The sequence below is a fragment of the Arthrobacter sp. MDT1-48-3 genome (assembly GCF_054511015.1).
On the sequence record NZ_JBTNDL010000001.1, the window covers coordinates 575,199 to 600,909 of the forward strand.

The following is a 25,711-nucleotide window of genomic DNA, read 5'->3' on the forward strand; positions in this document are numbered from 1 at the left end:
GAAGGGCAGGACAATGAACGAGATCGTCCCCGTGGTCGCGATGGCCGGGATCTCCATCGAATTCCCCGGCGTGAAGGCCCTCGACGGAGTCGACCTCCGGCTGTTCCAGGGTGAGGTCCATGCCCTGATGGGGGAGAACGGCGCCGGGAAGTCGACACTGATCAAGGCCCTGACGGGCGTCTACGCGATCGACGGCGGGACGATCACCGTGATGGGCTCGGACCACCGCTTCACCTCCCCTGCGGAGGCACAGGCCGCAGGCGTCAGCACGGTCTACCAGGAGGTCAATCTCTGCCCCAACCTGTCGGTCGAGGAGAACATCCTCCTGGGGCGGGAGCCGCGCAGGCGCGGGGGCATCTCCTGGAAGGAGGTCCGCCGGAAGGCGAGGGAGGTCCTCGGGCAGCTCCAGCTGGGGCACATCGACCCCGGGTCCGTCCTGTCCTCCCACTCGATCGCCCTCCAGCAGCTCGTCGCGATAGCACGGGCGGTGCAGGTGGACGCCAGGGTGCTCATCCTGGACGAGCCCACCTCGAGCCTCGATGCCGACGAGGTCCAGCAACTGTTCGCGGTCATCCGGACGCTGCGCGACCGTGGCGTCGCCATCCTCTTCGTGTCCCACTTCCTCGAGCAGGTGTACGAGATCTCCGACCGCATGACCGTCCTGCGCAACGGGAAGCTGGTGGGCGAATACCTCACCCGGGACCTGCCGCGCATGGCACTCATCTCGAAGATGATCGGCAAGGAGATGGACGCCCTCGCCGAACTCGAGGACGCCGAGGGCCGCCGCCAGTCGGACCGCACGCAGGATGCCCCCTTCGTGCAGGCGGAGGGCCTCGGCCGCAAGGGCTCCGTCCGGAACGTCACCGTCGCCATCCACGCCGGCGAGATCCTCGGCCTGGCAGGATTGCTGGGTTCCGGACGCACGGAGACCGCGAGGCTGCTCTTCGGGGCCGACCGGTCCGATCAGGGCAGCCTGCGGATCGGCGGAACGGTCCGGACGCTCCGGACTCCCCGCTCCGCGATCGACCGGGGGATCGCCTTCTCCTCGGAGAACCGGAAGGAGGAAGGACTGATCGGCGACCTGTCCGTCCGCGACAACCTGGTGCTGGCCATGCAGGCCAGCAAGGGATGGCTGAGGCGGATCCCCCGGGCGACGCAGGACCAGCTGGCAGAGAAGTTCATCAGGGCCCTGGACATCCGTCCGGCCAGTAAGGACGCCCTGATTCGAAATCTGAGCGGCGGCAACCAGCAGAAGGTGCTGCTCGCCCGCTGGCTCATCACGAACCCCAGGCTGCTGATCCTCGACGAACCCACCAGGGGCATCGACATCGGCGCGAAGACGCAGATCCAGAAGCTCATCAGCACCCTCGCCTCCGACGGCATGTCCATCATCTTCATCTCGGCCGAGCTCGAGGAAGTGCTCCGGCTGAGCGATCGGATCGCCGTGCTCAAGGACCGGGAGATGGTCGCCGACCTGGCCAACGACGGAGTCACCATGGAAGACGTCATGACGATCATCGCGGGGACGAACGCATGAACGCCCTCCTGAAGCACCGGCTGACCTGGCCCGTGCTCGCACTGGTCCTCCTGCTCCTCCTCAACCAGCTCTTCCGCGCCGACTTCCTGGCCGTGCGTGTCCAGGACGGGCACCTGTTCGGGAGCCTCATCGACATCCTCCGGAACGGTGCACCGACGATCCTCATCGCCCTGGGCATGACGCTCGTCATCGCATCGCGCGGTATCGACCTGTCCGTGGGAGCCGTGGCCGCCATCTCCGGGGCGGTCTCCTGCACCTACATCTACAACTCCCCGGATCCCTCCTCCTTCCGCACGGCGGCGGTGGCGGTGGCCATCGCCGTGGCGGTGGGGCTGGCCCTCGGTCTGTGGAACGGCTTCCTCGTCTCGGTGGTCGGCATCCAGCCCATCATCGCCACCCTCGTCCTCATGACGGCCGGGCGGGGACTGGCGCAACTCGTCACCGACGGCCAGATCATCTCCGTGTCCAACGACTCCTACCAGGCGATCGGCGCCGGATTCTTCCTCGGCCTCCCGATCTCCATCCTCATCGCGGCGGTCGCCTTCGGCGTGGCCGGGCTGCTGACGCGGCGCACCGCCCTCGGAACGCTCATCGAAGCGGTGGGCATCAATCCGGTCGCCAGCAGGCTGGCAGGGCTCAACGCACGCAACATCACCTGGACCGTCTACGTCTTCAGCGGTCTGTGCGCAGCCGTCGCCGGCCTGATGATCAGTTCCAATGTGACGGCCGCGGATGCCAACAACGCCGGTCTCTACATCGAGATGGACGCCATCCTCGCCGTCGTCATCGGAGGAACCTCCCTGGCGGGGGGCCGGTACAGCCTCGTGGGTACCCTCGTCGGGGCCCTGATCATCCAGACCCTGACGACGACCGTCTACACGCTGGGGATCCCGCCCGAGGTCACCCTGGTGTTCAAGGCGCTGGTCGTCATCATCGTCTGCCTCCTCCAGTCCAGCAAGGCCCGGGCGCTGCTCGGCCGCCGCCGGCGTCCCGTGACAGAACAGTCAGAAGTGAAGGTGTCCAGCTGATGTCGGTCCTCACCCGCACCCCGGCGCCGCTGAACCGCAGCCGGATCAGCCGCCTCCAGGGCAAGGCGCGCTACGCGCCGGCACTCGCCACGACCGGGTTGTTCCTCGCGATGTTCGCCGCCGGCGCCGTGATGTACCCCGGGTTCCTCTCCGGCCAGGTGTTCCTCAACCTCCTGATCGACAACACCTTCCTGATCGTCCTCGCCGTCGGGATGACGTTCGTGATCCTCACCGGCGGGATCGACCTCTCGGTCGGATCCGTCGTCGCGCTCTCCATGATGATCGCCGCAGCACTCCTGCAGGCCGGGTGGAACCCGATAGCCGTCATCGCCCTCGTGATCCTGACGGGTGCGACCTTCGGGCTCCTCATGGGGCTGGTCATCCAGGTCTTCGAGATCCAGCCCTTCATCGTCACCCTCGCCGGGCTGTTCCTGGCACGGGGCCTCTGCTACATGATCAGCGTCGACTCGATCACCGTGACCGACCCCTTCTTCACCGCGATGGCCCAGGCGAGGATCCCGCTGGCCGACAGGCTCTTCATCTCCCCCGGCGTCGTGATCGCGCTGGTGGTCGTCGCCGTCGCCTTCTACGTCCTGCACCAGACCCGCTTCGGCCGGACGGTGTACGCGATCGGCGGCGGCGAATCCTCGGCGCTGCTCATGGGACTCGCCGTCCCCCGGACCAAGGTCCTCGTCTACGGGATCAGCGGGCTGTGCTCGGCGGTGGCCGGGATCCTCTTCTCGTTCTACAGCCTCTCCGGGTACAGCCTGGCGGGCACGGGCCTGGAACTGGACGCGATCGCCGCGGTGGTCGTGGGCGGCACCCTGCTCACCGGAGGATACGGCTACGTCCTCGGCTCCCTCGCCGGGGTGCTCATCCTCGGCATCGTCCAGACCTTCATCTCCTACGAGGGGACGCTGAGTTCCTGGTGGACGCGCATCGTGATCGGCGCGCTGCTCCTCGCCTTCATCCTGCTGCAGAAACTCTTCACGCGGAAGGCAAGGCTCACCTGACGGCCCCGCCGCACCGGTCCGCCCCGCTCCCGCGACCCAGCCGATACGCTGGAGCGCATGACTGTTCTCGTGTTCCTCGACCCGGCCCACGACGACGGCAGGGTCGTCGACGCGGCCCAGCCGCAGCTCCTGGCCACCGATCTGGGCGCCACCCGCGGTGACGGCATCTTCGAATCGCTCCTCGCCGTCGGCGGATCCCCCCGCAAGGAGCAGGCGCACCTCGCGAGACTCGCGTCGTCGGCCGCGGCCCTCGACCTGTCGGTGCCCGACGCCGAGGCCTGGAGCCGTGCCATCCGCACCGGCCTGCGGGAGTTCTCGGCGGCGGAACCTGGTGAGGACCATGCCGTCGTGAAGCTCGTCGCCACCCGCGGCGTCGAGGGTGCCGGCCGGACCACGGCCTGGGTCTCGGTGGCACCCGTTCCGGCGTCGACCCTGGCGCAGCGGGAGGCAGGCCTGAAGGTGCTGTTCCTCGAGCGCGGCTACGACAGCACGGTGGCGCAGCGTGCTCCCTGGCTGCTGATGGGGGCGAAGACGCTCTCCTACGCCGTCAACATGGCCGCCATCCGCCATGCGAAGGCGCACGGCGCCGACGACGTCATCTTCATCTCCTCGGACGGGAAGGTCCTCGAGGGCCCCACCTCCACCGTGCTCCTCGCGTACGACCGCGACGGTCGGAAGACGCTCCTCACGCCGCAGCTCGAGAGCGGCATCCTGGCGGGCACCTCCCAGAGCGCACTGTTCGCCGCAGCCCGGGAACAGGGGTGGGAGCTCGGCTACGGACCGCTGGAACCGCACCACCTCCTCGACGCCGACGCCGTGTGGCTGATCTCGAGCATCCGGCTCCTCGCGCCGGTCCTCTCGCTCGACGGCACGGAGCTCCGGACCTCCGCCGCCCTGACCGCAGAACTCACCGGACTGGTGGATCGTTTCGTGTAATCTCCACCACAAAAGGGCCCCTCTGGGGCCCTTTGCTACGTCAAACACCACTTTCCCGGCATCCGCGTTTTGACCCGACGCTTCGTGCTGCCCTACCGTTTTCCTGAAATCAAGAGTTCCAGCCATCGGCCCTGGCCGGCTGGACAGCAACCCTCTCCCGTAGTGGGGTGCTCCAGGTGAAGATTCGGCCGCCGGGCCAAGTCCCCCGGTTGGCAAGTACGGCGTCGTGCGGCCTGTCCCGAGGTAGACGGAGGACACCACCGCCACAGCGCGCACAGCCCAGAACAGCGAGCGTGTCACCCAGCAGCCAGCAGCCTCCCCCTGCCGCCATCCGGCATCCCCGAACACCCAGTGCCCGCACCCGGGCCGGCATCGAAATGAAGGACACCATGAACATCTCCCGCAAGGTCCTCGCTGCACTCACCGTGCCGCTCCTCGCCCTGACCGTCTCCTGCGGCAGTGACAGCGGAAGCACGCCCACCGAATCCGCCGACGCCCTGGCCGGCAGCGACCAGCAGTCGCTCGACCAGTACACCACCGAGGACACCACGCCGATCGACGAGATCGACACGTCCGGGCTCGGCCTCATCACCGACGGCACCCTGCGCGTCGGCACGCTCTCGGACGCCCCGCCGAACATCTTCCTCGAGGACGGTGTCTTCACCGGTTACGACAACGAACTGCTGCGCGCCATCGGCGAGAAGCTCGACCTCGAGGTCGAGTTCGCCTCCACCGACTTCTCCGCCCTCCTCGCGCAGGTCCAGAACAAGCAGTTCGACGTCGGGTCCTCCTCGATCTCGACGACGGCGGCCCGCCGCGAGAACGTCGGCTTCACCAACGGCTACGACTTCGGCTACATGGCCGTCGTCACGAAGAACGGCTCCTCGGTGAGCGGCTTCGACTCCCTCTCGGAGAGCACCCGCATCGGCGTGGTCCAGGGCACCGTCCAGGACGACTACGTCTCCAACACCCTCGGCCTCGAGCCCGTGCGCTTCCCGGACTACAACACGGTGTACGCCAACGTGAAGAACGGGCAGGTGGACGCCTGGGTCGCCCCGTCGCAGCAGGCCACCGGCCAGGTGAAGGAGGGCGACGACACCACGATCGCCGAGACCATCATCAACACGGAGAACTTCACGGCGTACGCGGTCAACAGCGAGAACCAGCCCCTCATCGACGCCCTCAACGCGGGCCTCGACGCGGTGATCGCCGACGGCACCTGGTCCGAGCTCACCAAGGAGTGGTACCCGGACCGCGAGATGCCCACCGACTGGAAGCCCGGCAGCAAAGCCGTGGACGTAAAGTAGCCGGCCCTGCATGGATGCCCTCGAACAGCTCGGCAAGACGTTCTTCGACTGGGAGGCGATGGCCGCGGTCCTGCCGGACCTCCTGACCGTCGGACTGCCCAACACCCTCCTGCTCGCCCTGGCCTCGGGGATCATCGGGACGATCGTCGGCATGCTCCTCGCGATCATGGGGATCTCCCGCAACCGGGTGCTCCGGTGGATCGCACGCATCTACACGGACATCTTCCGCGGCCTCCCCGCCGTCGTGATCATCCTGCTCATCGGACTGGGCCTCGGGCCCATCCTCCGGCAGGTCACGGGCAGCACCAGCCCCTACCCGCTGGGCATCCTCGCCCTGTCGCTGATCGCCTCGGCCTACATCGGGGAGATCTTCCGCTCCGGTATCCAGAGCGTGGAGAAGGGGCAGCTGGAGGCCTCGCGTGCACTGGGCTTCAGCTACGGCGCATCCATGCAGCTCGTGGTGGTGCCCCAGGGCGTGCGGCGCGTGCTGCCCGCCCTGGTCAACCAGTTCATCTCGCTCATCAAGGAGTCGTCGCTCATCTACTTCATCGGCCTCGTCGCCAGTGAACGCGAGCTCTTCCGGGTGGGCAACGACGCCGCGAGCAACACCGGCAACCTCTCGCCCCTGATCGCGGCCGGCGTGCTCTACCTGTGCCTGACCATCCCGCTGACGCACCTGGTCAACTTCATCGACACCAGGCTCCGCGTGGGCAGGAAGCAGAAACCGGAACCGGACGAACTGGCCGCGGTGATTCCGACGAGCGGAGGAGCGAAGGCATGAAGACCATCGAATCGGGAACACTGACGGGCAAGGGCCTGCACCTGTCCTTCGGCTCCAACCACGTGCTGCGCGGGATCGACCTGCACGTGGAACGGGGGACGACGGCGTCGGTCATCGGGCCGTCCGGCTCCGGGAAGTCCACCCTGCTGCGTGTCCTCAACCGGCTGATCGAACCCGACCAGGGCGATATCCTGCTCGACGGCCGCTCCGTCCTCAAGGACAACCCGGACGAGCTGCGCCGCCGCATCGGCATGGTGTTCCAGCAGTTCAACCTCTTCCCGCACAAGACCGTGCTGGACAACGTGTCCCTGGCGCTGCGCAAGCTCCGGAGGATGTCCGCCGGCGAAGCACGGGAGAAGGCCCTCGCCCAGCTCGACCTGGTGGGTCTCAAGCACAAGGCCGACGTCCGGCCGGGCAACCTCTCCGGCGGGCAGCAGCAGCGCGTGGCGATCGCGCGGGCCCTGGCCATGGACCCCGAGGTGATGTTCTTCGACGAGGCCACGTCCGCGCTGGACCCGGAGCTCGTGAAGGGCGTGCTCGCCCTCATGGCGGACCTCGCCTCGGCGGGCATGACCATGGTCGTCGTCACGCACGAGATGGGCTTCTCACGCAACGTCTCGGACACCGTGACGTTCATGGACGGCGGCGTCGTCGTGGAGTCGGGACCACCGTCCGCGATCTTCGACGACGCGCAGACGCCCCGCCTGAGGTCGTTCCTCTCGGACGTCCTCTAGCGGTCCTGCCGGGGCCGGGATCCGCTCGCATGCCACAGGGGCTCCGCATCCGCGGAGCCCCTGTGGCATGTCCGGCGCCTCCCGGTCAGGAGAGGAGGAAGTTCCAGGTCCCGGCCAGGACCGCCGCCGCTACCGCGCCCGCCGCGACCACGAACCCGACGGCGGCGACGCCGAGGTCGAGGGACGAGAACGTGCTGGTCCGCGCCCAGGTGCGCGTCGCACCGCCGAAACCGCGCGCCTCCATCGCCGTCGCGAGCCGCGTGGCACGCCGGATCGCCTGGACGATCAGCCCGAAGGACTGCCCCAGCAGATTCCGCGTGCGCGCGACGACGGAGCCGTCCGAACCGATGCCCCGCGCGTGGCGTGCGAGTCCGAGGGACTCCCACTCCTCCAGGAGCAGGCCCACGAGCCGCAGCGAGGCCAGCCCGCCGAGGACGAAGCGGTGCGGCAGGTGCAGCTTCTGGGCGAGGGCGTCGGCCAGGTCCGTCGGGTCCGTGGTGAGCAGGAGGAAGATGCCGGGCAGCGCGAGCGCGAGCCCCCTCAGCCCGACCGCGACCCCGGCCGCCACCGAGCCCTCGGTGAAGAGGAACGGCCCGACGTCGATCAGTACCGTTCCGCTCTTCTCCGCGAGCAGTGCGGTGCCGTAGGCGCCGATCGACGCCGCGACCAGCAGGGGCCAGATGCGCCGGGCGAGGCCCCACGCGCTGATGCCCAGCAGCGGCATCAGCGCGAGCTCGCAGGCCAGGACCACGGCGGCACTGACCCAGTCGATGCTCGCCATGAGGGCGAGCGTGACGACCGCGACGGCGAACAGCTTGGACACGGGGTTGGCCCGCAGGAGCGTCTTCCCGGTCAGCACCGGGGTCAGGTGATCGGTGCTCATCGGGCCACCAGCCGTCCCGCCCCGTCGGCGATGTGCAGGGTCCTGCCGCCGAGGGCGGCGAGGAAATCGGCGTCGTGCGTGACGGAGACGACGGCCACGCCGTCGTCGATCAGCTCGCGCAGCAGGGTGACGAGTTCGGCCCAGGTCCCGGCGTCCTGGCCGAAGGTGGGCTCGTCGAGGATCAGGAGGCGCGGGGCGGTGGCGAGCATCGTCGCGACCGACAGCCGCCGCTTCTCGCCGCCGGAGAGCGTGAACGGATTGGCCTTCAGCAGATGGGTGAGGCGGAGGCGCTCGGCCAGCTCGGTGATCCGCCGCGGATCGGCGGTCCCGCTGACGCGTCGCGGTCCGAACTCCAGTTCCTCGCCCACGGACGCCGTGAGGAACTGGTGCTCGGGCTCCTGGAAGACCGTGCCGATCCGCTGCACGAGCTGGGCCGACCGCCAGCGGAACGGGTCGCTGCCCGCCGCTCCGGCGAGCGGCGGCGCGGCGTCCACCCGGCCGGCGCGCGGCCGGAGCAGGCCGCCGAGCGTGAGCGCCGCCGTCGACTTCCCGGCGCCGTTCGGCCCGGTGATGCCCAGTGCTTCCGCCTCGTGCACCCGGAGGTCGAGGTCCTCGACGGCCGCGGGGCCCCGCTTGGTCCTGGCCACCGTGAGGGAGCGCGCCGACAGCAGCGGGCCGCCACCGGCGCCGGGTACGGGCCCTCCCAGGGGCGGCCGCCGGCCCGGGACCCAGACGCCGGCGTGCGCCAGCCCGGCACGCGTGGCCTCGTGCCCCAGGATGCCCGCGGGGGAACCGTCGGCGAGGACACCTCCCCCGGCGTCGAGCACGATCACACGGTCCACCACGTCGGCCCAGACCGCCACGCGGTGCTCGACGACGACGAGCGTGGCACCGGTGCGCTCCAGGACGCGGACGACGGCGTCCCGCACCTCGAGGACGCCGTCGGGGTCGAGGTTCGCGGTGGGTTCGTCGAGCAGGAGCAGCCCGGGCTCCATCGCGAGGACGGACGCGAGCGCGAGGCGCTGCTTCTGCCCCCCGGACAGCGCGGTGGTGGGGTGGTCGAGCGGGAGGTCGAGGCCGACGTCGTCGAGCGCCCTGCCGACGCGCTGCCAGATCTCCTCGCGGGGCACGGCGAGGTTCTCGGCGGCGAAGGCCACCTCGTCGCCGACGCGGGCGAGCACCACCTGCGTCTCGGGGTCCTGGAGCACCAGCCCAGCCCTCCCCCGCGCCGCGGCCGGGGGGACGCCGTCGAGCAGGAGTCCGCCCTCCTGCTCGCCCTCGTCCTGCGCACCGAGCACCCCGGCGAGTCCGTGCAGCACGGTCGACTTGCCCGCCCCGGACGCCCCGAGGAGCAGCACGCGCTCTCCCGGCCCGATGTCGAGGTCGAGGTGGCGTGCCGCGAAGGCCTTCCGGCCCGCGTGGCGCCAGCCCCAGCCGCGTGCGCTGACCTGCACGGCCCCCGCGGCCGGTGGGTGTGCTGCCGTCACACGTCCGCCGAGCGGCCCGCGGCGAAGGAGGACAGCGCACCCGTCCTCGCGAGGCCCCGCATGGCCAGCCACGAGAGCAGGCCCGCGATGACGACGCCGGAGATGGCCGCGAACACGGTGTAGAGCAGCTTGAACTCGAAGGTCCAGAGCGCGTTGTAGAGGATGTTCTCGCTGATCGCGAGGGCGAGGCCCGCGCCGAGGCCGGCCAGCAACGCGACCGGCAGGTTCCACTTCCGGTACAGGAAGAGCAGGAAGACCAGTTCGGCGCCGGCTCCCTGGATCGCTCCGGAGACGAGGACGCCCACGCCCCACTGCGTGCCGATCAGGGCGGACACAGCCGCCGCGAGCATCTCGCAGTAGAGGGCGGCACCGGGCTTGCGGATGATCAGTCCCCCGAGGACGCCGGCGATCAGCCAGCCCCCGGAGTAGAGGCCCGCCAGGGGCGGGAAACCGGCCGTCAGCAGGCTGATGCCGGAGTATCCCGCGGACCAGGCGAAGAACAGGACGCCGACGGCGACGGCGATGACCGAGGCCACCACGATGTCGACGACGCGCCACTGGCCGGTGCGCCCGGAGGCGGTCTTGAGGGCGGTGGATGATGCCATGGTGAATCCTCCTGAGGTACAGGAGGGGATAGTGCCGGGGCCGCCGGAGCAGCGCCGTGCACTCTGAGAACTCGACTCCCTTCGCCGGTACTAGCCGGATCAGGTTCGAGGGTCTGCGGCGGTCCGCACTCTCAGCGCCCGTCCCCGCAGCATGCTGCGGATCGGCGCTCCCCTGTCGCTTGTTGGTTGAGCGCTACCGATCCTACACCGGTGGACCGCGACGCCGGGTTCGGCCCCGGACCGCGGAACCGCTTGCGGGCCGGATCGTCCCTGCGGCGGGGCACGCACCGCCGCTAGGCTAGGCGCAGGAGTATCGGACAAGAAGGAGAGACCATGAACGTACTGTTCAAACTGCTCGGCGCAGGGATGAGTGTCGGCGCCGGCTATGTGGGGACCAAGCTCGTCGACTTCCTCTGGGAGAGGATCACGGGCGAAGCGCCGCCGAAGAGCAAGGACGGCCTGGAGAACACGCTGCGCTCGGCCCTCGTCTTCGCGATCATTTCGGGTGCGGTCAGCACCACCATCCAGGTGCTGACGAACCGTTCCACGCAGAAGGCCATCGACCGGTTCGCGAAGAGCCGCGACCTGACCTGAGCAGCCCCGTGGGGATCGAGGGGCACCCTCCGGGGTGCCCTTCGTCGTTCCCGGTGTCAGTCGGCCCCGTCGGTCCGCTGCTCCTGTGCGACCGTCTGCAGGATGCGGTGCAGGTTCATGCCGATCGCGGCCGCAGCACCGAAGGGGACCTCCTTCGACGAGGTCTCGTACGCGCTGATCTCGAGGTCCTTCAGGCTCCGCTCGGCGACCTGCAGCGCCTCGGCGTCGAGGTCCTCCACCGTCCACAGGTCCAGGACGTCGCCGACGGCGGTGAACGCCTGCTGCAGGGGCGGCCGGACCGCGGCGGGCAGGGGGTGCTCACGGGAGGTCCCATGGAGCGCGTCCTGCAGCATGTTGGTGATGTTCAGCGTGTGGATCGCCACGGTCTCGAGGACCTCGACGTGCCGGTGGTCGCGGCGGGCGTCGTGCGGGTGGAAGCGCCGCCGGAGATTGCCCTTCCTGCTCTCGTCCGCGAACTGCAGGGCCTCGCGGGCATTCCGTGCCGTGGCGGTGAGGTCGTCCCGCCGTTCGGGCCAGCGCGGGTCGTCCGCCGGCCAGTCCTCCTGCAGGGCCTCGCCCATCTCTTGGAGCTGACGTGCAGCCGTCCTGCGGAGCCGGCTCATCTGCCCCACCGCGTCGTTCAGGTTGAGCGGCGGCAGGATCAGCGCGCTGACGGCGACGCCCACGCCCACGCCCACGACGGTCTGCACGAAGTAGCCCAGCGAGTACCCCAGGTTCTCGTTGCCGATGACCAGGACGAACAGCCCGGCGGACGCGATCCCCGAGCCGCCGCCCGCAGTCCTCTTCAGGGGGCCGGCGAGAAGCACGCCCGCTCCGACGACGAAGGCGATCGTCAGCCAGTTGGGGTCTCCCGCCCAGACCGCGATGTGAGCCAGGACGATCCCGATCGTGAGTCCGGCGACCGTCTGCAGACCTGACTTGAGCGTTCCCGCGACCGTCGGGTACATCGCCAGCAGGGCGCCCAGCGGAGCATAGTACGGATACCGGGAGGCCTCTCCCGGGATGGCGAGCGCGAAGGTCCAGGCGAGGGCGGCCGCGAGGGCGGCCTTGCCCGCGAGGAGGAGGTGGGGATCGACCACGGCGGCGCGCAGCCGCTCCTTCAGGTCGTCGTCGAGACGGGCTGCGAGGACGCCACGGCCGCGGAGGATCCTGTTCTTGGCCATCCCAGCAGTATGACATCCCCCCTTGTGCACACCTCGGGACGACGAAGGACCGCCCCCTGCGGGACGGTCCTCGCGTATCGGATGGAGCGGGACTAGCGGGCCGCAGCGGCGGAGCGCTCGGACCGCAGTGTCGCCTTGTGCTCCTCGATGCGGGCCTGCTGCAGCGGTGTCCTGCGGTTCAGGTACCAGGCAGCACCCAGCAGGATGAACCACAGCGGTGTCACGACCAGGGCCAGCCGGGTGTCCTCGGCCTGTGCCAGCGCGAAGAGCATGAACAGGAAGAAGGCCAGGACCACGTACGGCATGAAGGCCGAACCCGGCATCTTGAACGTCGAGCGCTCGTGCAGTTCGGGCCGGCGGCGCCGGAACGCCAGGTAGCTGAGCAGGATCATGGACCACACGAACATGGTCAGCACCGAGGCCACCGAGGTGACGACGGTGAAGGCGCCGATCACGGAGTCGCCCGAGTACAGCAGGATCAGGCCGGCGAGCAGGAAGATGCAGGAGAACAGCAGCGCGTTCTGCGGCACCTTGCGTGGGCTGAGCTTCCCGAAGGACGTCGGGGCGTTGCCGTCCTGCGCGAGGCCGTAGACCATGCGCGAGGTCGAGTAGATGCCCGAGTTGGCGCTGGATGCCGCCGAGGTGAGCACCACGAGGTTGACGACGACGGCGGCGACCCCGAGGCCCGCCAGGGTGAACATGCCGATGAACGGGCTGTTCGCTGCATCGATGGTCCGCCAGGGGTTGACCGCCATGATCACCGTGAGGGCTCCCACGTAGAAGAGCAGTACACGGATGGGGATGGAGTTCACGGCACGGGGCAGCGTCTTCTCGGGGTCCTTGGTCTCCGCGGCGGCGGTGCCGACCAGCTCGATACCGGCGAAGGCGAAGATGGCGATCTGGAAGCCGAGGATGAAGCCGAAGAGTCCGTGCGGGAACATGCCGCCGTCGTTCCAGATGTTCGCGAGGTCCGCGACCGAGCCGCCCGGTGAGGTGAAGCGGGTGGCGATCATGACGATGCCGGTCCCGATCAGCGCGAGGATCGCCACGACCTTGATGATCGCGAACCAGAACTCGGCCTCACCGAAGGCCTTCACGGTGGGCAGGTTCAGGAGCAGGAGCACCACGGGCGTGGCCAGTGCCGGGATCCAGAGCGGGGTGCCGGGGGCGAGGATGTCGACGTAGCCGGCGATGGCGACGATGTCGGCGACACCCGTGACCACCCAGAAGAACCAGTAGGACCAGCCGGTGAAGAAACCGGCCCACGGGCCCAGGAGGTCACCGGCGAAATCGCTGAAGGACTTGTACTCGAGGTTCGAGAGCAGGATCTCGCCCATGGCGCGCATGACGAAGAACAGCATGAAGCCGATGATCATGTACACGAAGATGACCGAGGGCCCGGCGAGGGAGATGGTCTTGCCGGAGCCCATGAAGAGGCCCGTGCCGATGGCACCACCGATGGCCAGCAGCTGGATGTGGCGGTTGCTCAGCGCCCGGGTGAGGTGGGGCGGCCGGCTGGAGTCTCCAGCGGCGTGCTGGGTGGAGGGCGGCGCCGAGGATGCGGAGTTCTGCATGGGGTGGATGTTCCTTCCGCGGCCGCGGGCATGCAGGGATGCCGCGGCGATCGCGTGGGTGGAGGACTGGGACTGACATAAAACCCTGAACCGTGCGGAACCGGGAGTCAAATTCCGGCCTCCCGCGGAGGGTCCGTCCTGCGGCCGGCCGCACGCCCGAGGGGTGCTTCGAGGCCGCGAGCGCGACGGAGGCCTCAGGCGGGTACCTTCGTCTCCTCGACGACCGGGAGGTCGCGGAGGAGCCTGCGCGGTCGGGTCGCCTGCCACGCCAGCCACGTCGCGACCGCGCCCAGGGCGAAGCCGGCGATCACGTCGACGAGGTAGTGCCACCCGAAGTAGACGGTGGCGAGGGCGGTGAGCAGGAGGTACGTCCAGAGGATCGCCCGCAGGACGACCGGCAGGCGGATCAGGTGCGCCACCAGGGCCGCGGTGAAGACCACGGAGACGTGGAGTGAGGCGAAGGCCGCGATGCCGTGGACCGACTGCGTGGCGTGCGGATCGGCGAGGACGCGCACCCGGCTCCGGTACAGGGATTCCCCGAGATCCGTGACGGCCGTGCGGGGCAGGTCCGTGAAGTGGGTCCGCTCGACGAAGATCGGGCCGAGGGAGGGAATCGCGTAGTAGCTCGCCGCACCGAGGATCCAGTTGAACGACAGCGCGGCGACGTACCACGCGCCCTGCGACAGCTGCCGGGACCAGACGAGGGCCGCAGCGACGGACATCGGGACGAAGATCAGATAGGACACGTACACACTCGACAGGACATGTGCGCTGACCCCGGTCCCGAGGATCTGCTGCAGCACGTCGCCCGGGTGGTGCCCGCCCGTGAGCCACCGGTCGCTCGCCTGCAGGAGGGGATCCGCCACCCGATCGCGGACGAACGGCAGGAAGCTTTTCATGTTCCGGTACGAGACGTACGCAAGGTAGAACGTGAGCAGCCCCATGGCTGTCACCACGAGCCGTGACACGGGCCAGCGGCGATGGAACTCGGTCGCCGCGACTCGATGGATGGTGCGGACGGAAGGCCGCCTAAGCAGCGTCCGTGGGGCGACGTCGGCGAGGACCATCAGCGCCAGGATCGCGGGGAGGCGGACATAGCTGGGACCCAGGAAGCCGTCCGGGTCGCGCAGGGGCAGTCCGAAGCCCACGGCCGTCCCGATGGTGAGGACGGTGAAGGAGGCCGCAACGGCGAACGGGACGCGAAAGAGCCCGGACGGGACCGACGCCGACGTCGAGGGTTTCAGCATCATCAGATAGTACTAGCTTCCCACAGCGCCGATCGTTGCGATTCTCGCTGATTGCATGATCCCGTCCGACGCGTGCGACCAGCGCGACGCCGGCTGCTCTCCAGCCCCCGGGCCTCGCCAATCCGCGGGCTCTGACGTTACGCTAAGCGTGCTTATGAATTGGGATGGGCAGTCATCCCTGTCTGTCATGTCACGGACCAACCGAAGGAGATGCCATGAGCACGAAGGTCGAAAAGCGGATTCTCGTCAACGTACCCCTCAGCGTGGCCTACAACCAGTGGACCCAGTTCGAGGAGTTCCCCCACTTCATGGGCGGCGTCAGATCCGTCACGCAGCTCGACGAGGAGCGCCTGAACTGGGTGGTGGAGATCGGCGGGATCCGCCGGCAGTGGGAAGCGAGGATCCTCGAGCAGGTGCCGGACGCCAGGGTGTCGTGGGCCGCGACCGAGGGCGCGACGAATGCCGGTTCGGTGTCGTTCGAGGACGTCGGGGGCGGGCAGACCCAGGTCCACCTGGTGCTCGAGTACGAGCCCGAGGGCCTGGTCGAGAAGATCGGTGACAAGCTCAATGTCGTGGAGAACCAGGCCGAGGGCGACCTGGAACGATTCAAGGCGTTCATCGAGGACGAAGGCTATGCCACCGGAGCCTGGCGCGGATCGGTGGGCTCCGGCACGGTTGCCGGAGAGCCCGGTGTGGAGGCTGCCGCCGCGTCCCGTGGCGACAGCGGCAAGGCCGGGGTCTCCGGCAAGGTCGCAGCCGGTATCGGCCTGGCCGCTGCCGCAGCAGCAGCCGGTGTCGCCGCCGGGAAGAAGAGCCAGGCACCGACCGGGGACACCACGCCCGACGCCACCATCACGCCCGCGGACGGCGGCGCCGCGGAGGTGTACACCGGCGCGGACGACGGCCTCTCGCCCCACGGCGCGGAGACACTCATTCCGGTCGACGAGGGCGTCTCCACCGAGGGGTCGGGAACAGGAGCCGGTGAGCCCGGCAGGACCGCCGACGTCCTGGACGATCCGCTCCTCGACAAGAACCGGACGACGGGCGGGGCACTCTAGGTACCCGATCGACAGGTACCCGATCGACACCGGGCCCGGTGCCCGGTCGGACCGCTGCCGGATGCCTCCCGAAGGTGTCCGGCAGCGGTCCGGGACCGTCTCTTCCCCTCCCCGCGCGCCCGCGACATACTGGCGGCATGACCATCCTCAGCACGCAGGAGATCCTCGACGCCGGCCTCGATGACTGGCGGAAGCTGCCGCAGGCCCTGCACGCCCGGTTCCTGACCGGGGACTTCACCACCGGCCTGGCCTTCGTCTCGGGAGTCGGTGAACTGGCGGAGGCGGCCGGCCACCATCCGGACATCGCCCTGGCCTACCCCCATGTCGATCTGACACTCGTCAGCCACGACGCCTCCGGCGTGACGGGACGCGATGTCGACCTCGCCCGGCGGATCAGCGACCTGGCGGGACGGCGGGGCATCAGTGCCGATCCGGCAGCGCCCACCGTGGTCGAACTCGCCCTCGACACCGCCGACCCGACGGCCATCGGCCCGTTCTGGGCCGCCCTGCTGACCGGCGATGCACACGCCGTGGCCGGGGACGACGTCGTCGACCCGACCGGGCGCGTGCCCCTGCTCTGGTTCCAGCACACCGGGGCGCACGAGACGCCGCGGCAGCGCTTCCACCTCGACGTCTGGGTGCCGCACGACGCGGCGGAAGCACGTATCGCCGCAGCGGTCGCCGCCGGGGGCACCGTGGTCGACGACGCCGCAGCGCCGTCGTTCACCGTCCTGGCCGATGCAGAGGGCAACCGGGCCTGCGTCTGCACGACGCTCGACCGCTGACCCGGCGGTCCGGGCGATGACCACGGCGGAGGACGGGACCGGCCGGGAGGCCGTGGACGTCCTCGTGGTCGGCGCGGGCCCCACCGGCCTGATGCTGGCGAACTGGCTGGTGACGCTGGGCCTCGACGTCGCGCTGCTCGACGGCAAGGACGGCGCCACGCGGGAGTCCAGGGCCCTGGGCGTCCATTCGCGGTCCATGGAGATCTACGACCAGCTCGGCGTCGTCGACCGCGTGCTCGCGGAGGCCGTCCGTGCCGAATCCCTGCGGCAGGGTTTCGAGCGCCGATCGTTCGCGCCCATCCCGCTGACAGGGCTGGGGCGCGGACTCACGCCCTACCCCGGGATGTACATCCTGGAGCAGAGCGCCAACGAGCGCATCCTCGCCGACAACCTCGGCGCGATCGGAGGGTCCGTCCGGTGGAGGCACCGGGTCTCGTCGCTGCAGCAGGTGGACGGCGGCGTCCTCGCCGTCGTCGACGGGCCCGGCGGCTCCTCGTCCCTCCGGGCGCGCTTCGCCGTCGGGTGCGACGGGGCGTCGTCGACCGTCCGCACCTCGACCGGTACGGCGTTCGAGGGCACCACCAGCAGGCAGACCTTCTACCTCGTGGATGCGCTCGGCGTCAGCGGACTCGCCCCCGCCTCCGTCAACATCCGGCAGGGTGCCGCCGAGTTCCTCCTCGCCTTCCCCATGCGGTCGCACGGCGGCAGGAACGGCCAGCGCCTCATCGGTGTCGCCGGCGACGACGCCGCCGCCATCACCGAGGACTCCGCCCGGCGGCGGATGGCGGAGACGTTCGGGGTCACCTACGAGGACTCCCGCTGGTTCTCCACCTACCGCGTCCACCACAGGATCGCCGCGCGCTTCCGCGTCGGCTCCGTGCTCCTCGCCGGCGATGCGGCCCATGTCCATTCCCCTGTCGGCGCGCAGGGCATGAACACGGGACTGCAGGACGCCCACAACCTCGCCTTCAAGCTCGACGACGTCATCTCCGGGCGCGCGCCCGCCACGCTCCTCGACCGCTACGAGACCGAGCGCCGGCCCGTGGCCGTGCGTCTCCTGAAGACCACGGACCTCGTGTTCCGCGGCGTCACGTCCCGCTCGGCAGCGGTGGGGCTCGTGCGGAGGTACGCACCGCGGATCGTCCTGCCCCTCGGCGTGGCACTCCTCCCCCGTCTGCCGGTCGGACGGCGCCTCGCGGGCTACCTAGGCCAGATCCGCATCCACTATCGGATGGACGGAGGGAACCGGCCCGGACGACGGGACGCCGTCGTGGGGCGGCGCCTGCACTGGACCGGGTCGAACTTCGATGCGCTGCGCACCGCTGCCTGGCAGCTGCACCTGTACGCGCCGGACGACACCGCGGTACGGCGGGCGCGCGCCGCCGCGGAGGACCTCGACCTGCCCCTCCACGTCTTCCCCACGGTCGGGGCGACCCCGCTCCGGCCCGGCATGCTCTACCTCGTGCGTCCGGACGGATTCGTGGCCGCGGCAGCGCGTCCGGACGATGCCGCCGGGGCCTTCGGCGCACCCGGCGGATTTCCCCCTGCACGACCCCACGACAGGAGACGGCCATGACGGACGCCATCGACACCGGCGCACACCCCTCGGGTACCGGCTGCAAGGAATGCGGGGACTCGGGCGGCTGGTGGGTCCACCTCCGCCGCTGCGCCGCCTGCGGGCATGTGGGCTGCTGTGACAGCTCACCCGGTCGGCACGCCTCCGCGCATGCCGCCGACACCCTGCATCCGGTGGTCATGTCCTTCGAACCGGGTGAGGACTGGTTCTGGGACTACCGCGTCCAGGAGTTCGTCGAGGGCCGCCCGCTCGCCGCGCCGACCAGCCACCCCTCGGACCAGCCGGTGCCCGGACCGGCAGGGCGTGTGCCCGAGGACTGGCGGGCCCGCATCTCCTGACATCCTGCGGGAGCGGGACGCAGCCGTGGTCGACCGACGTCCCGGCGGGGGGTCCTCCGCCGAAGCCCCGACGCGGGCCCGGGACGTCCGGTCAGGCGGCGCTCGCCCGGGGGAAGACACCGTCGAGGTACGCGCCGAGGAGCCGTGGGCTGAAGGGCTTGGCCATGAAATGGTTCGACCCTGCGGCCAGGCACTGTTCCTCCGTGAGCTGTGGAGGCCGCGCGGAGATCGTGAGGATGTGGGCGTCCGAGCCGACCCTGAGGTGGGCGCAGACATCGATGCCGTCCGAGTCCGGGAGGTTCAGATCGAGTGTGACGAGCTGCGGGTCGACGGTCTCCACGAGGCGCTCCCCCTCGGCGCCGGTCACGGCCTCGTGCACCGTGAAACCCCGTGAGGACAGGACGATCACGAGGAGCTGGCGGATGTCGGCGTCGTCCTCGATGACCACGGCGTTCCGCTGCTCGTCCATTCCACCACCCTGTACTGTCGTGTCGGCCCCTCGATATGAAGCAACCTTACCTTCCGGTACCGAAGCATCGCCACCGGGGCCTCCGGGTGCCGGAGGCATCGGTCCGGGGCCTCCGGGTGCCGGAGGTATCGGTCCGGCGGGACGACCGGACACCGGGCAGCCCGTCCCGGCTGCTCAGGAAGCGTCGTCGTCCCGTTCGACGGGTGCGTCCGGTGAGCGGCGGGACCCGGGGTGCGCCCGGTCCCCCGCCGCATGCGCCACGACGTCGTCGAGCTCGTCGAGGGTGAGGAGGTCGCGCCGGAGGTGCCGCGTGCGGTAGCCCGCCCGGCCGACCATGTGCGCGGACACCGGGCTCGTGAGCAGCTGGAACACCCAGCACAGCACCAGGAGCGGGACCAGGGCCCAGCTCCCGGAGTCGACCGCGAGCGCCAGCAGGAAGAGCAGGAGACCGAGGACCTGCGGCTTGGTGGCTGCGTGCATCCGCGAGAGCAGGTCCGGGAAGCGCACGAGGCCGATTCCCGCGGCCAGGGACATGAGGGCTCCGCCGATCAGGAGGACGGACACGACGACGTCGACCATGGCGCTACTTCCTGTCCGTGACGAACCGCGCCACCGTGACGGACCCGATGAACCCGATCAGCGAGACCGCGACGAGCAGGACCAGGTTGTCGAGATGCTGGTTCACCACCATGTTCAGCACCAGCGCCGCGCCGATGATCGCGACGATCACGTCGAGGGCGAGGACCCGGTCGAGGATCGACGGACCGCGGACCGCCCGGTACACGGCCAGAACGGCTGCGACGGAGAGTATTCCGCCGACAACATATATGACCGCCGTCATCGCTGTGCCTCCTCGGCCCGGAGCGCGGCGAGATCGGCCCGGCTCCCCATGATGCGGATGAGCCACGCCTCCGTCGCGAGGACCTCGGCTCGCACCGCCTCCGCATGCTGTTCCGTCTCGACGTCGAGGCAGTGCAGGTAGAGCGTCGAGGTGGAGCGGTCCACCTCGAGGACGAGGGACCCGGGGATGAGCGAGATCGCGTGACCGGTCGCCGTGACGAGGAAGTCCGAGTGGCTCCGGAGCTCCACGGCCACGACCGCGTTCCGGAGGGACGGCCCCTTGCTGATGGCGAGCCAGAACACCTGCACGCTCGCGGACACGAGCTGGAGGAGGAACCGGCCGATGAACGGCAGGAGCCAGAGCACGTTGAAGCGGCCCGTCAGCTCCACCGGGGGCAGGTAGAAGAAGTTGACGATCCCGTACGCGATGATCGCCCCGAAGACGAGGTTCCCGGGACCGAAGTCCTGCCAGAGCGCCCCCCAGACGAGGACGAGCCAGACGACGAGCGGGAGCTCGGTGATGAGGGGGATGCGCTGGCGGCTCATCCGTCCGCCCCCGGCCCGAGGACGGCCTCGATGTAGGGTGTGCGCTCGAGCATCTCGGAGGCCGCGTCGTCGCTGAGCGTGAACAGCGGCCCTGCCAGGAACGTGAGGGCGAGCCCGAGTGCCACGAGCCCGATCGTGGGACCGGTCATGGTGCCCGGGAGCAGCGTCACGGGGTCCTTGCCCGCGAACCGTCCCGTGTCCTCGCCCGTCACATGGCGGGAGGTACCCACGCTGGAGCCGTCGGCCTTGCTGGCGAGCAGGATCGGATCCGGGTCCTCCGCGTCGGCCGGGCTGCGCCAGAACGCCCTGTTCCAGACCCGCGCCATGACCAGGAGCGTCAGCAGGCTGGTGAGCACTCCGCCTGCCACCAGCACGTACGCCAGGGGGGTCCCGAGGGCCACTCCCGCCTGGATGAGTCCGAGCTTGCCGAGGAAACCGGAGAACGGCGGGATGCCGGCGAGGTTCATGGCCGGGAGGAAGAAGAGGATCCCGAGGAGCGGTGACAGCTTCGCCAGCCCGCCGAGCCGGTCCATGTTGGCCGTCCCGCCCCGGCGCTCGATCAGGCCCGTGACGAGGAAGAGACTCGTCTGCACCGTGATGTGGTGCGCCACGTAGTAGACCGCCGCTCCGAGGCCCACCCGCGTCGAGATGGCGAGCCCGAAGACCATGTACCCGATATGGCTGACGAGCGTGAAGGACAGGAGCCTCTTGATCTCCGCCTGGGCCAGCGCTCCGAGGATCCCCACCACCATGGTCAGCAGCGCGACCACCATCAGGAGGGAGTTGATGCGGTCGCCCGGGAAGAGCAGGGTCTCGACGCGGACCATGGCATAGACGCCCACCTTGGTCAGCAGGCCGGCGAACACGGCGGTCACGGGTGCCGGCGCGGTGGGGTAGGAGTCCGGGAGCCAGAAGGAGAGCGGGAAGACCGCGGCCTTGATGCCGAACGCCACGAGCAGCATGAGGTGGAGCACCATCTGCGTCGCCGGGTCCACGGCCTCCAGTTTCACGGCGAGGTCCGCCATGGTGATCGTGCCGGTCGCCCCGTAGATCATCGCGATGGCGATCAGGAAGAGCATCGATGACACCACGCTGACGACGACGTACGTCACCCCGGCGCGGATGCGCGGCGCCGTGCCGCCCAGGGTCATCAGGACGTAACTCGCGGTGAGGAGGATCTCGAACCCCACGTACAGGTTGAAGAGGTCACCGGTGAGGAACGCGTTGGACACCCCGGCCACGAGGATCAGGTAGGTGGGGTGGAAGATCGACACCGGTCCGTCCTCGTCGCCGTCGGACATCCCCTGGCCCGTGGCGTAGATGAGCACCGAGAGACTGACGGCGGACGACACCACGAGCATCAGGGCGGAGAACTGGTCCACCACGAGCACGATGCCGAAGGGTGGCTCCCACCCGCCGAGCCTCACCGCATGCGTCCCCTCCGAGGGCGCGGCGAGGAGCATCACGACCTCGATGAACAGGGTGACGCTGAGCGTCGTGATGCTCACGGCCCGCTGACCGCGGGAGTGACGGATGAGGATGAAGGTGACCGCCGCTCCGAGGAACGGCAGGACGACGGCGAGGGGCGCGAGGTCGGCGGCGATCATCGGCGGACCCCGGCCGTCGGCCCGTCGGGCCCGGGCCCGCCGTCGGGCACGGTCGCGGAGCCCTCGTCGTCGGAGAATTCGGAAGTATCGGCAGCGATGTCGGCGTCGTCCTCGTAGTCGTAGCTGTCCTGGTCCGCGACGCGGCGATCCTCGGGATCGTCCTGGACGCTGTCCTCGCGACCCAGCACCCACGAGCGGTAGATGATGCCCAGCATGAAGGCCGTCACGGCGAAGGTGATGACGATCGCCGTCAGGATCAGCGCCTGCGGCAGGCTGTCCGTATACCCCTCGGCCGGTGTCCCCGCGACGTAGAGCGGGGACTTCCCGCCGCCTCCGCTCATCGCGAGGATCAGGATGTTGGCCCCGTTGCCCATCAGGATCAGGCCCAGGAGCACGCGGGTCAGGCTCCGTTCGAGCAGCAGGTAGATCCCGGCGGCGAAGAAGGCGGCCATCAGCACGATCAGGGTGATGTTGACGGTCATGCCTGTGCTCCTTCCACGGCGGGCGGGACGAGGGCATCGGAGCCGGGGTGTTCCTCGACCGGGCCCTCGGTCTCGCTGCGCTCGTCGATCTCCGACCCGAGGCTGCGCAGGACGTCGAGGACGAGACCGACGACGATGATGTAGACGCCGATGTCGAAGACGGTCGAGGTCACGAACTTCACGTCGCCGAAGACCGGCAGCCAGAACTCCAGGATGTAGCTCTCGAGGACCGCTCCGCCGAACAGGAGCGGGGCGGCGGCCGTCAGCGAGACGATCGCGAGCCCCACGCCGAGCAACGCGCCGGCGCTGACCGGGCTGGCCTCCGCGAGTTCGAACCGTCCACCGGCGAGGTAGCGGACCGCGAGCGCGATCCCTGCCATGAGCCCGCCGGCGAACCCGCCGCCCGGGAGGTTGTGCCCGGCGACCAGGAGGTAGATCGACAGGAGGATGATCGTGTGGAAGAGCAGGCGCGTGATGACCTCGAAGATGATCGACCGCCGCTCGGGCGCGAGGGTCCTGCCCGCGACGAGCCAGGGGTCCCGCGGAACATCGGCGAAGCGGGCCGCGAGCAGGCGGGCGGCGGACTCCCGGCCCCCGGCGTTCAGCGGCTCCTGGCCCCGGTCGACCGACCCGTCCTCGACGTCATCGGCGCGTCGCCTCCGGTCACCGCGTCCGCGGATGAAGATCAGGCTCGCGATGCCGGTGGCGGCGATCGCGAGCACGGTGATCTCGCCGAGCGTGTCCCAGGCGCGGATGTCGACGAGCAGGACGTTGACGGCGTTCGCCCCGCCGCCCTCGTCGTACGCCAGTTCCGGGTAGGCGAGGGAGATGGGCGCGGCATTCCGGGAGGCCATGGCCGACATCGCGATGACGGCCATGATGCCGCCGAACGCGATGCCGAGACCCGCCCGGAGCAGGCGATGGCGGCTTCCGCTGCTGTTCCACAGGCGGGCCGGCAGCGAACGCAGCGCGAGGACGAATGCGACCAGGACGATCGTCTCGACGAGCATCTGGGTGAGCGCGAGGTCGGGTGCGCCGTGCAGGGCGTAGATGACCGCCATGCCGTATCCGGTGATGCCGACCATCAGGACGGCCATGAACCGCTTGTCGGAACGCAGCGCCGCCAGGATCCCTCCGAGGATGACGACCGCCGCGACGACCTGGGCCGGCGATTCGGCGATCCGGAAGTCCGAGGGCAGCGGGGCATCGAACAGGATCAGTGCCGCGAGCGGTGTGGCGACGGCGGTGGCCAGGATCACGAAGAGGTAGAAGGACAGCGAGCCGCGCTGGGTGCGCCCCGTGATCCAGACGGCGACGTCGTCCAGGACGCCGATCAGGGAGCGGTAGAGCACCTCCGCTTCCCGCACGGCCGGCAGGCGGCCCTGCAGCCGCTCGAAGGGCCGCCGCAGCAGGTAGAGCGCGACGCCGGCACCGATGGTCACCATCGAGAGCAGCAGCGGGAGGTTGAACCCGTGCCACAGGGCCAGGTGCGGGGTGGCGGCCCCGTCCGGGAACAGCCGGGCGTACGGCTGGATCGCGGCATCCAGGGGTGCCGGCCACAGCCCGAACAGCACCGAGGCGACGGCGAGCAGGGCCGGCGCGAGCAGGAAGGAGATCCGGACGCGCTTGAACGGCGTCTGCGGCTCGCCGTGCTTCAGCGCGAAGGCACCCCACACGAACCGCGCGCTGTACGCGAAGGTGAGGATCGAGCCGAGGACGATCCCGCCCAGCAGGAGCGTCCCGGCCGGACCGTCCTCGGCGCGGTGCGCGAAGGCCTCGAGGACGGACTCCTTGGCCACGAACCCGAGCAGGGGCGGAACGCCCGCCATCGATCCGGCCGCCACCAGCGCGACCGCGAAGAGCGCCGGTGACGTGGCGCCGACCCCGGACAGCACCCGGAGGTCGCGCGTCCCGGACTGGTGGTCGATGATCCCGACCACCAGGAAGAGCGTCGCCTTGAAGAAGCCGTGGGCCAGCAGCAGCCCGAGGCCGGCCACCGCGCCGTCCGGTCCGCCGAGCCCGACCACCATGGTCAGGAAACCGAGCTGGCTCACGGTCCCGTAGGCCAGGACGAGCTTGAGGTCGAACTGGCGCAGCGCGCGCCACCCGCCGAGCAGCATCGTGGCCATCCCGAGGACGAAGATCACGGGATACCAGAAGGTGGTCTCGCCGAACCCCGGGGCGAAGCGCGCGACGAGGAAGACCCCGGCCTTCACCATGGCCGCTGCATGGAGGTACGCACTCACGGGCGTGGGCGCGGCCATCGCTCCCGGCAGCCAGAAATGGAACGGGACGAGCGCGGACTTGGTGATGGCGCCGACGAGGACCAGCGCGATCGCGATGTCGACCAGCGCCCCCCGCCCCGCGAGCGCCTGGGCGCCGGCGAGGATCTCGGAGATCCGGTAGGTGCCCGCCGCCTCCCCGAGCATCACCAGGCCCACCAGCATCGCCAGTCCGCCGAAGGTCGTGACGATGAGCGCCTGCAGCGCCGAACGCCTGGCCGACAGCCGCTGGCGCGCATAGCCGATGAGCAGGTAGGACAGGATGGTCGTCAGTTCCCAGAAGATGAACATGAGGATCAGGTCATCGGCGGTGACCAGCCCGAACATGGACGCGGCGAAGGCCAGCAACTGTGCGCCGAAGGCACCGACGTCCGGGTCGTCACTCTTGAAGTAGCGCGCGCAGTAGAAGAGGACCAGTGCTCCGACGCCGAGGATCAGGATGCACAGGACGGCGGCGAGCGCATCGAGCCGGAAGGCGAGCTCGAGCTGCAGACTGGGGATCCACGGGATCACCACGGACGGCGGCGCACCGGGCCGGCCGTTCGGCGCACCCTGGTCCGCCGCGAGGACCTGCGGCAGCTGGACCAGAAGCCAGGCGAAGCCGGCAGCAGGGGCGGCGGCGAGGATGAAGAAGGCCGACCGGCCGAGCCGCGAGAAGAGGAAGGGCGCTCCGAGTGCCAGCGCGAACATCGCTAGCAGCACGGGGATCATGGGAGTCTCGATCTTCCACTGGGGGGTCGGTCGGGCTACCCCCAGTCTATCGAACGAATGGGCGCGGCCTTCCACGGATACCGGCCGGTCCGGCTCGCCGCGCGCCT

The 25,711-nt window shown here is 69.7% G+C and carries 25 protein-coding genes and 2 riboswitches; of the genes, 12 read left to right on the top strand and 13 right to left on the bottom strand.

Annotated features, from left to right (window positions below; genetic code table 11):
* Window positions 1–13: 13 nt before the first annotated feature.
* The 7 genes from ACX80L_RS02780 to ACX80L_RS02810 all read left to right on the top strand — a co-directional run bounded on the left by ACX80L_RS02780 (window position 14) and on the right by ACX80L_RS02810 (window position 7,336).
* A complete protein-coding gene (locus ACX80L_RS02780) occupies window positions 14–1,537 on the top strand; it encodes an ATP-binding cassette domain-containing protein (RefSeq protein ID WP_133081303.1) in 1,524 nt (507 codons plus the stop codon).
* Window positions 1,534–2,565 carry an ABC transporter permease gene (locus ACX80L_RS02785; RefSeq protein ID WP_459287538.1) on the top strand — a complete coding sequence of 344 codons (1,032 nt, stop codon included), beginning with the start codon at window positions 1,534–1,536 and terminating at the stop codon, window positions 2,563–2,565. Before ACX80L_RS02780 ends, ACX80L_RS02785 begins: the two co-directional genes overlap by 4 nt.
* On the top strand, window positions 2,565–3,578 hold the full coding sequence (gene yjfF, locus ACX80L_RS02790) for a galactofuranose ABC transporter, permease protein YjfF (RefSeq protein ID WP_133081305.1): 1,014 nt from the start codon (window positions 2,565–2,567) through the stop codon (window positions 3,576–3,578). The genes ACX80L_RS02785 and yjfF overlap by 1 nt, the downstream gene beginning before the upstream one ends.
* Window positions 3,579–3,635: 57 nt before the next feature.
* Complete coding sequence (locus tag ACX80L_RS02795) at window positions 3,636–4,514, top strand: aminodeoxychorismate lyase (protein ID WP_459287540.1); 879 nt, start codon at window positions 3,636–3,638, stop codon at window positions 4,512–4,514.
* A gap of 107 nt (window positions 4,515–4,621) precedes the next feature.
* Window positions 4,622–4,739: riboswitch (SAM riboswitch) on the top strand.
* A 164-nt stretch (window positions 4,740–4,903) separates the two neighbouring features.
* On the top strand, window positions 4,904–5,821 hold the full coding sequence (locus tag ACX80L_RS02800) for a transporter substrate-binding domain-containing protein (RefSeq protein ID WP_133081307.1): 918 nt from the start codon (window positions 4,904–4,906) through the stop codon (window positions 5,819–5,821).
* 10 nt (window positions 5,822–5,831) lie between these two features.
* Window positions 5,832–6,602 carry an amino acid ABC transporter permease gene (locus ACX80L_RS02805; protein ID WP_133081308.1) on the top strand — a complete coding sequence of 257 codons (771 nt, stop codon included), beginning with the start codon at window positions 5,832–5,834 and terminating at the stop codon, window positions 6,600–6,602.
* Complete coding sequence (locus ACX80L_RS02810) at window positions 6,599–7,336, top strand: amino acid ABC transporter ATP-binding protein (RefSeq protein ID WP_459287542.1); 738 nt, start codon at window positions 6,599–6,601, stop codon at window positions 7,334–7,336. Before ACX80L_RS02805 ends, ACX80L_RS02810 begins: the two co-directional genes overlap by 4 nt.
* Before the next feature lie 85 nt (window positions 7,337–7,421).
* On the opposite strand, the gene ACX80L_RS02815 is transcribed toward ACX80L_RS02810, so the two are convergent.
* The 3 genes from ACX80L_RS02815 to ACX80L_RS02825 are packed head-to-tail and all read right to left on the bottom strand — an operon-like array spanning window position 7,422 to window position 10,311.
* On the bottom strand, window positions 7,422–8,219 hold the full coding sequence (locus ACX80L_RS02815) for an energy-coupling factor transporter transmembrane component T family protein (protein WP_459287544.1): 798 nt from the start codon (window positions 8,217–8,219) through the stop codon (window positions 7,422–7,424).
* Window positions 8,216–9,706: an ABC transporter ATP-binding protein gene (locus tag ACX80L_RS02820; RefSeq protein ID WP_459287546.1), complete on the bottom strand. Its 1,491-nt coding sequence runs from the start codon at window positions 9,704–9,706 to the stop codon at window positions 8,216–8,218. The genes ACX80L_RS02815 and ACX80L_RS02820 overlap by 4 nt, the downstream gene beginning before the upstream one ends.
* Entirely contained in the window at window positions 9,703–10,311 is a 609-nt protein-coding gene (locus ACX80L_RS02825; RefSeq protein ID WP_459287548.1) for an ECF transporter S component, read from the bottom strand. Before ACX80L_RS02825 ends, ACX80L_RS02820 begins: the two co-directional genes overlap by 4 nt.
* Window positions 10,312–10,370: 59 nt before the next feature.
* A riboswitch (TPP riboswitch) is annotated at window positions 10,371–10,495 on the bottom strand.
* Between the two features lie 149 nt (window positions 10,496–10,644).
* Between ACX80L_RS02825 and ACX80L_RS02830 the strand changes: the two genes are divergently transcribed.
* Complete coding sequence (locus ACX80L_RS02830; protein ID WP_133081313.1) at window positions 10,645–10,905, top strand: DUF4235 domain-containing protein; 261 nt, start codon at window positions 10,645–10,647, stop codon at window positions 10,903–10,905.
* A gap of 56 nt (window positions 10,906–10,961) precedes the next feature.
* Here the strand turns inward: ACX80L_RS02830 and ACX80L_RS02835 are convergent, their stop codons facing one another.
* The 3 genes from ACX80L_RS02835 to ACX80L_RS02845 form a co-directional block, all read right to left on the bottom strand.
* Window positions 10,962–12,089, bottom strand: coding sequence for an FUSC family protein (locus tag ACX80L_RS02835; RefSeq protein WP_459268015.1), 1,128 nt, complete (start codon window positions 12,087–12,089; stop codon window positions 10,962–10,964).
* A 92-nt stretch (window positions 12,090–12,181) separates the two neighbouring features.
* A complete protein-coding gene (locus ACX80L_RS02840; RefSeq protein ID WP_459268014.1) occupies window positions 12,182–13,663 on the bottom strand; it encodes an amino acid permease in 1,482 nt (493 codons plus the stop codon).
* Window positions 13,664–13,857: 194 nt separating this feature from the next.
* Window positions 13,858–14,910 (bottom strand): phosphatase PAP2 family protein, encoded by a 1,053-nt coding sequence (locus ACX80L_RS02845; RefSeq protein ID WP_459287550.1) that lies wholly within the window; start codon window positions 14,908–14,910, stop codon window positions 13,858–13,860.
* A gap of 215 nt (window positions 14,911–15,125) precedes the next feature.
* Here ACX80L_RS02845 and ACX80L_RS02850 point away from each other — a divergent pair, with 215 nt between their 5' ends.
* The 4 genes from ACX80L_RS02850 to ACX80L_RS02865 all read left to right on the top strand — a co-directional run bounded on the left by ACX80L_RS02850 (window position 15,126) and on the right by ACX80L_RS02865 (window position 18,667).
* Window positions 15,126–15,968, top strand: coding sequence for an SRPBCC family protein (locus ACX80L_RS02850; protein ID WP_133081317.1), 843 nt, complete (start codon window positions 15,126–15,128; stop codon window positions 15,966–15,968).
* Between the two features lie 137 nt (window positions 15,969–16,105).
* Complete coding sequence (locus tag ACX80L_RS02855) at window positions 16,106–16,753, top strand: 4a-hydroxytetrahydrobiopterin dehydratase (RefSeq protein ID WP_208739247.1); 648 nt, start codon at window positions 16,106–16,108, stop codon at window positions 16,751–16,753.
* Between the two features lie 16 nt (window positions 16,754–16,769).
* The gene (locus tag ACX80L_RS02860) at window positions 16,770–18,329 is read left to right on the top strand and encodes an FAD-dependent monooxygenase (RefSeq protein ID WP_459287553.1); all 1,560 of its coding nucleotides are present in this window, start codon (window positions 16,770–16,772) and stop codon (window positions 18,327–18,329) included.
* On the top strand, window positions 18,326–18,667 hold the full coding sequence (locus ACX80L_RS02865) for a UBP-type zinc finger domain-containing protein (protein WP_133081320.1): 342 nt from the start codon (window positions 18,326–18,328) through the stop codon (window positions 18,665–18,667). Before ACX80L_RS02860 ends, ACX80L_RS02865 begins: the two co-directional genes overlap by 4 nt.
* A gap of 91 nt (window positions 18,668–18,758) precedes the next feature.
* On the opposite strand, the gene ACX80L_RS02870 is transcribed toward ACX80L_RS02865, so the two are convergent.
* The 7 genes from ACX80L_RS02870 to ACX80L_RS02900 all read right to left on the bottom strand — a co-directional run bounded on the left by ACX80L_RS02870 (window position 18,759) and on the right by ACX80L_RS02900 (window position 25,604).
* Window positions 18,759–19,136, bottom strand: coding sequence for a response regulator transcription factor (locus ACX80L_RS02870; protein WP_133081321.1), 378 nt, complete (start codon window positions 19,134–19,136; stop codon window positions 18,759–18,761).
* Between the two features lie 174 nt (window positions 19,137–19,310).
* On the bottom strand, window positions 19,311–19,715 hold the full coding sequence (gene mnhG, locus ACX80L_RS02875) for a monovalent cation/H(+) antiporter subunit G (protein ID WP_459268008.1): 405 nt from the start codon (window positions 19,713–19,715) through the stop codon (window positions 19,311–19,313).
* 4 nt (window positions 19,716–19,719) lie between these two features.
* On the bottom strand, window positions 19,720–19,977 hold the full coding sequence (locus ACX80L_RS02880; RefSeq protein ID WP_133081323.1) for a monovalent cation/H+ antiporter complex subunit F: 258 nt from the start codon (window positions 19,975–19,977) through the stop codon (window positions 19,720–19,722).
* Window positions 19,974–20,522 (bottom strand): Na+/H+ antiporter subunit E, encoded by a 549-nt coding sequence (locus ACX80L_RS02885; protein WP_459287555.1) that lies wholly within the window; start codon window positions 20,520–20,522, stop codon window positions 19,974–19,976. Before ACX80L_RS02885 ends, ACX80L_RS02880 begins: the two co-directional genes overlap by 4 nt.
* On the bottom strand, window positions 20,519–22,129 hold the full coding sequence (locus ACX80L_RS02890; protein ID WP_133081325.1) for a Na+/H+ antiporter subunit D: 1,611 nt from the start codon (window positions 22,127–22,129) through the stop codon (window positions 20,519–20,521). Before ACX80L_RS02890 ends, ACX80L_RS02885 begins: the two co-directional genes overlap by 4 nt.
* Complete coding sequence (locus ACX80L_RS02895) at window positions 22,126–22,611, bottom strand: Na(+)/H(+) antiporter subunit C (RefSeq protein WP_459268005.1); 486 nt, start codon at window positions 22,609–22,611, stop codon at window positions 22,126–22,128. Before ACX80L_RS02895 ends, ACX80L_RS02890 begins: the two co-directional genes overlap by 4 nt.
* On the bottom strand, window positions 22,608–25,604 hold the full coding sequence (locus ACX80L_RS02900) for a Na+/H+ antiporter subunit A (protein WP_459287557.1): 2,997 nt from the start codon (window positions 25,602–25,604) through the stop codon (window positions 22,608–22,610). The genes ACX80L_RS02895 and ACX80L_RS02900 overlap by 4 nt, the downstream gene beginning before the upstream one ends.
* Between the last annotated feature and the right edge of the window lie 107 nt (window positions 25,605–25,711).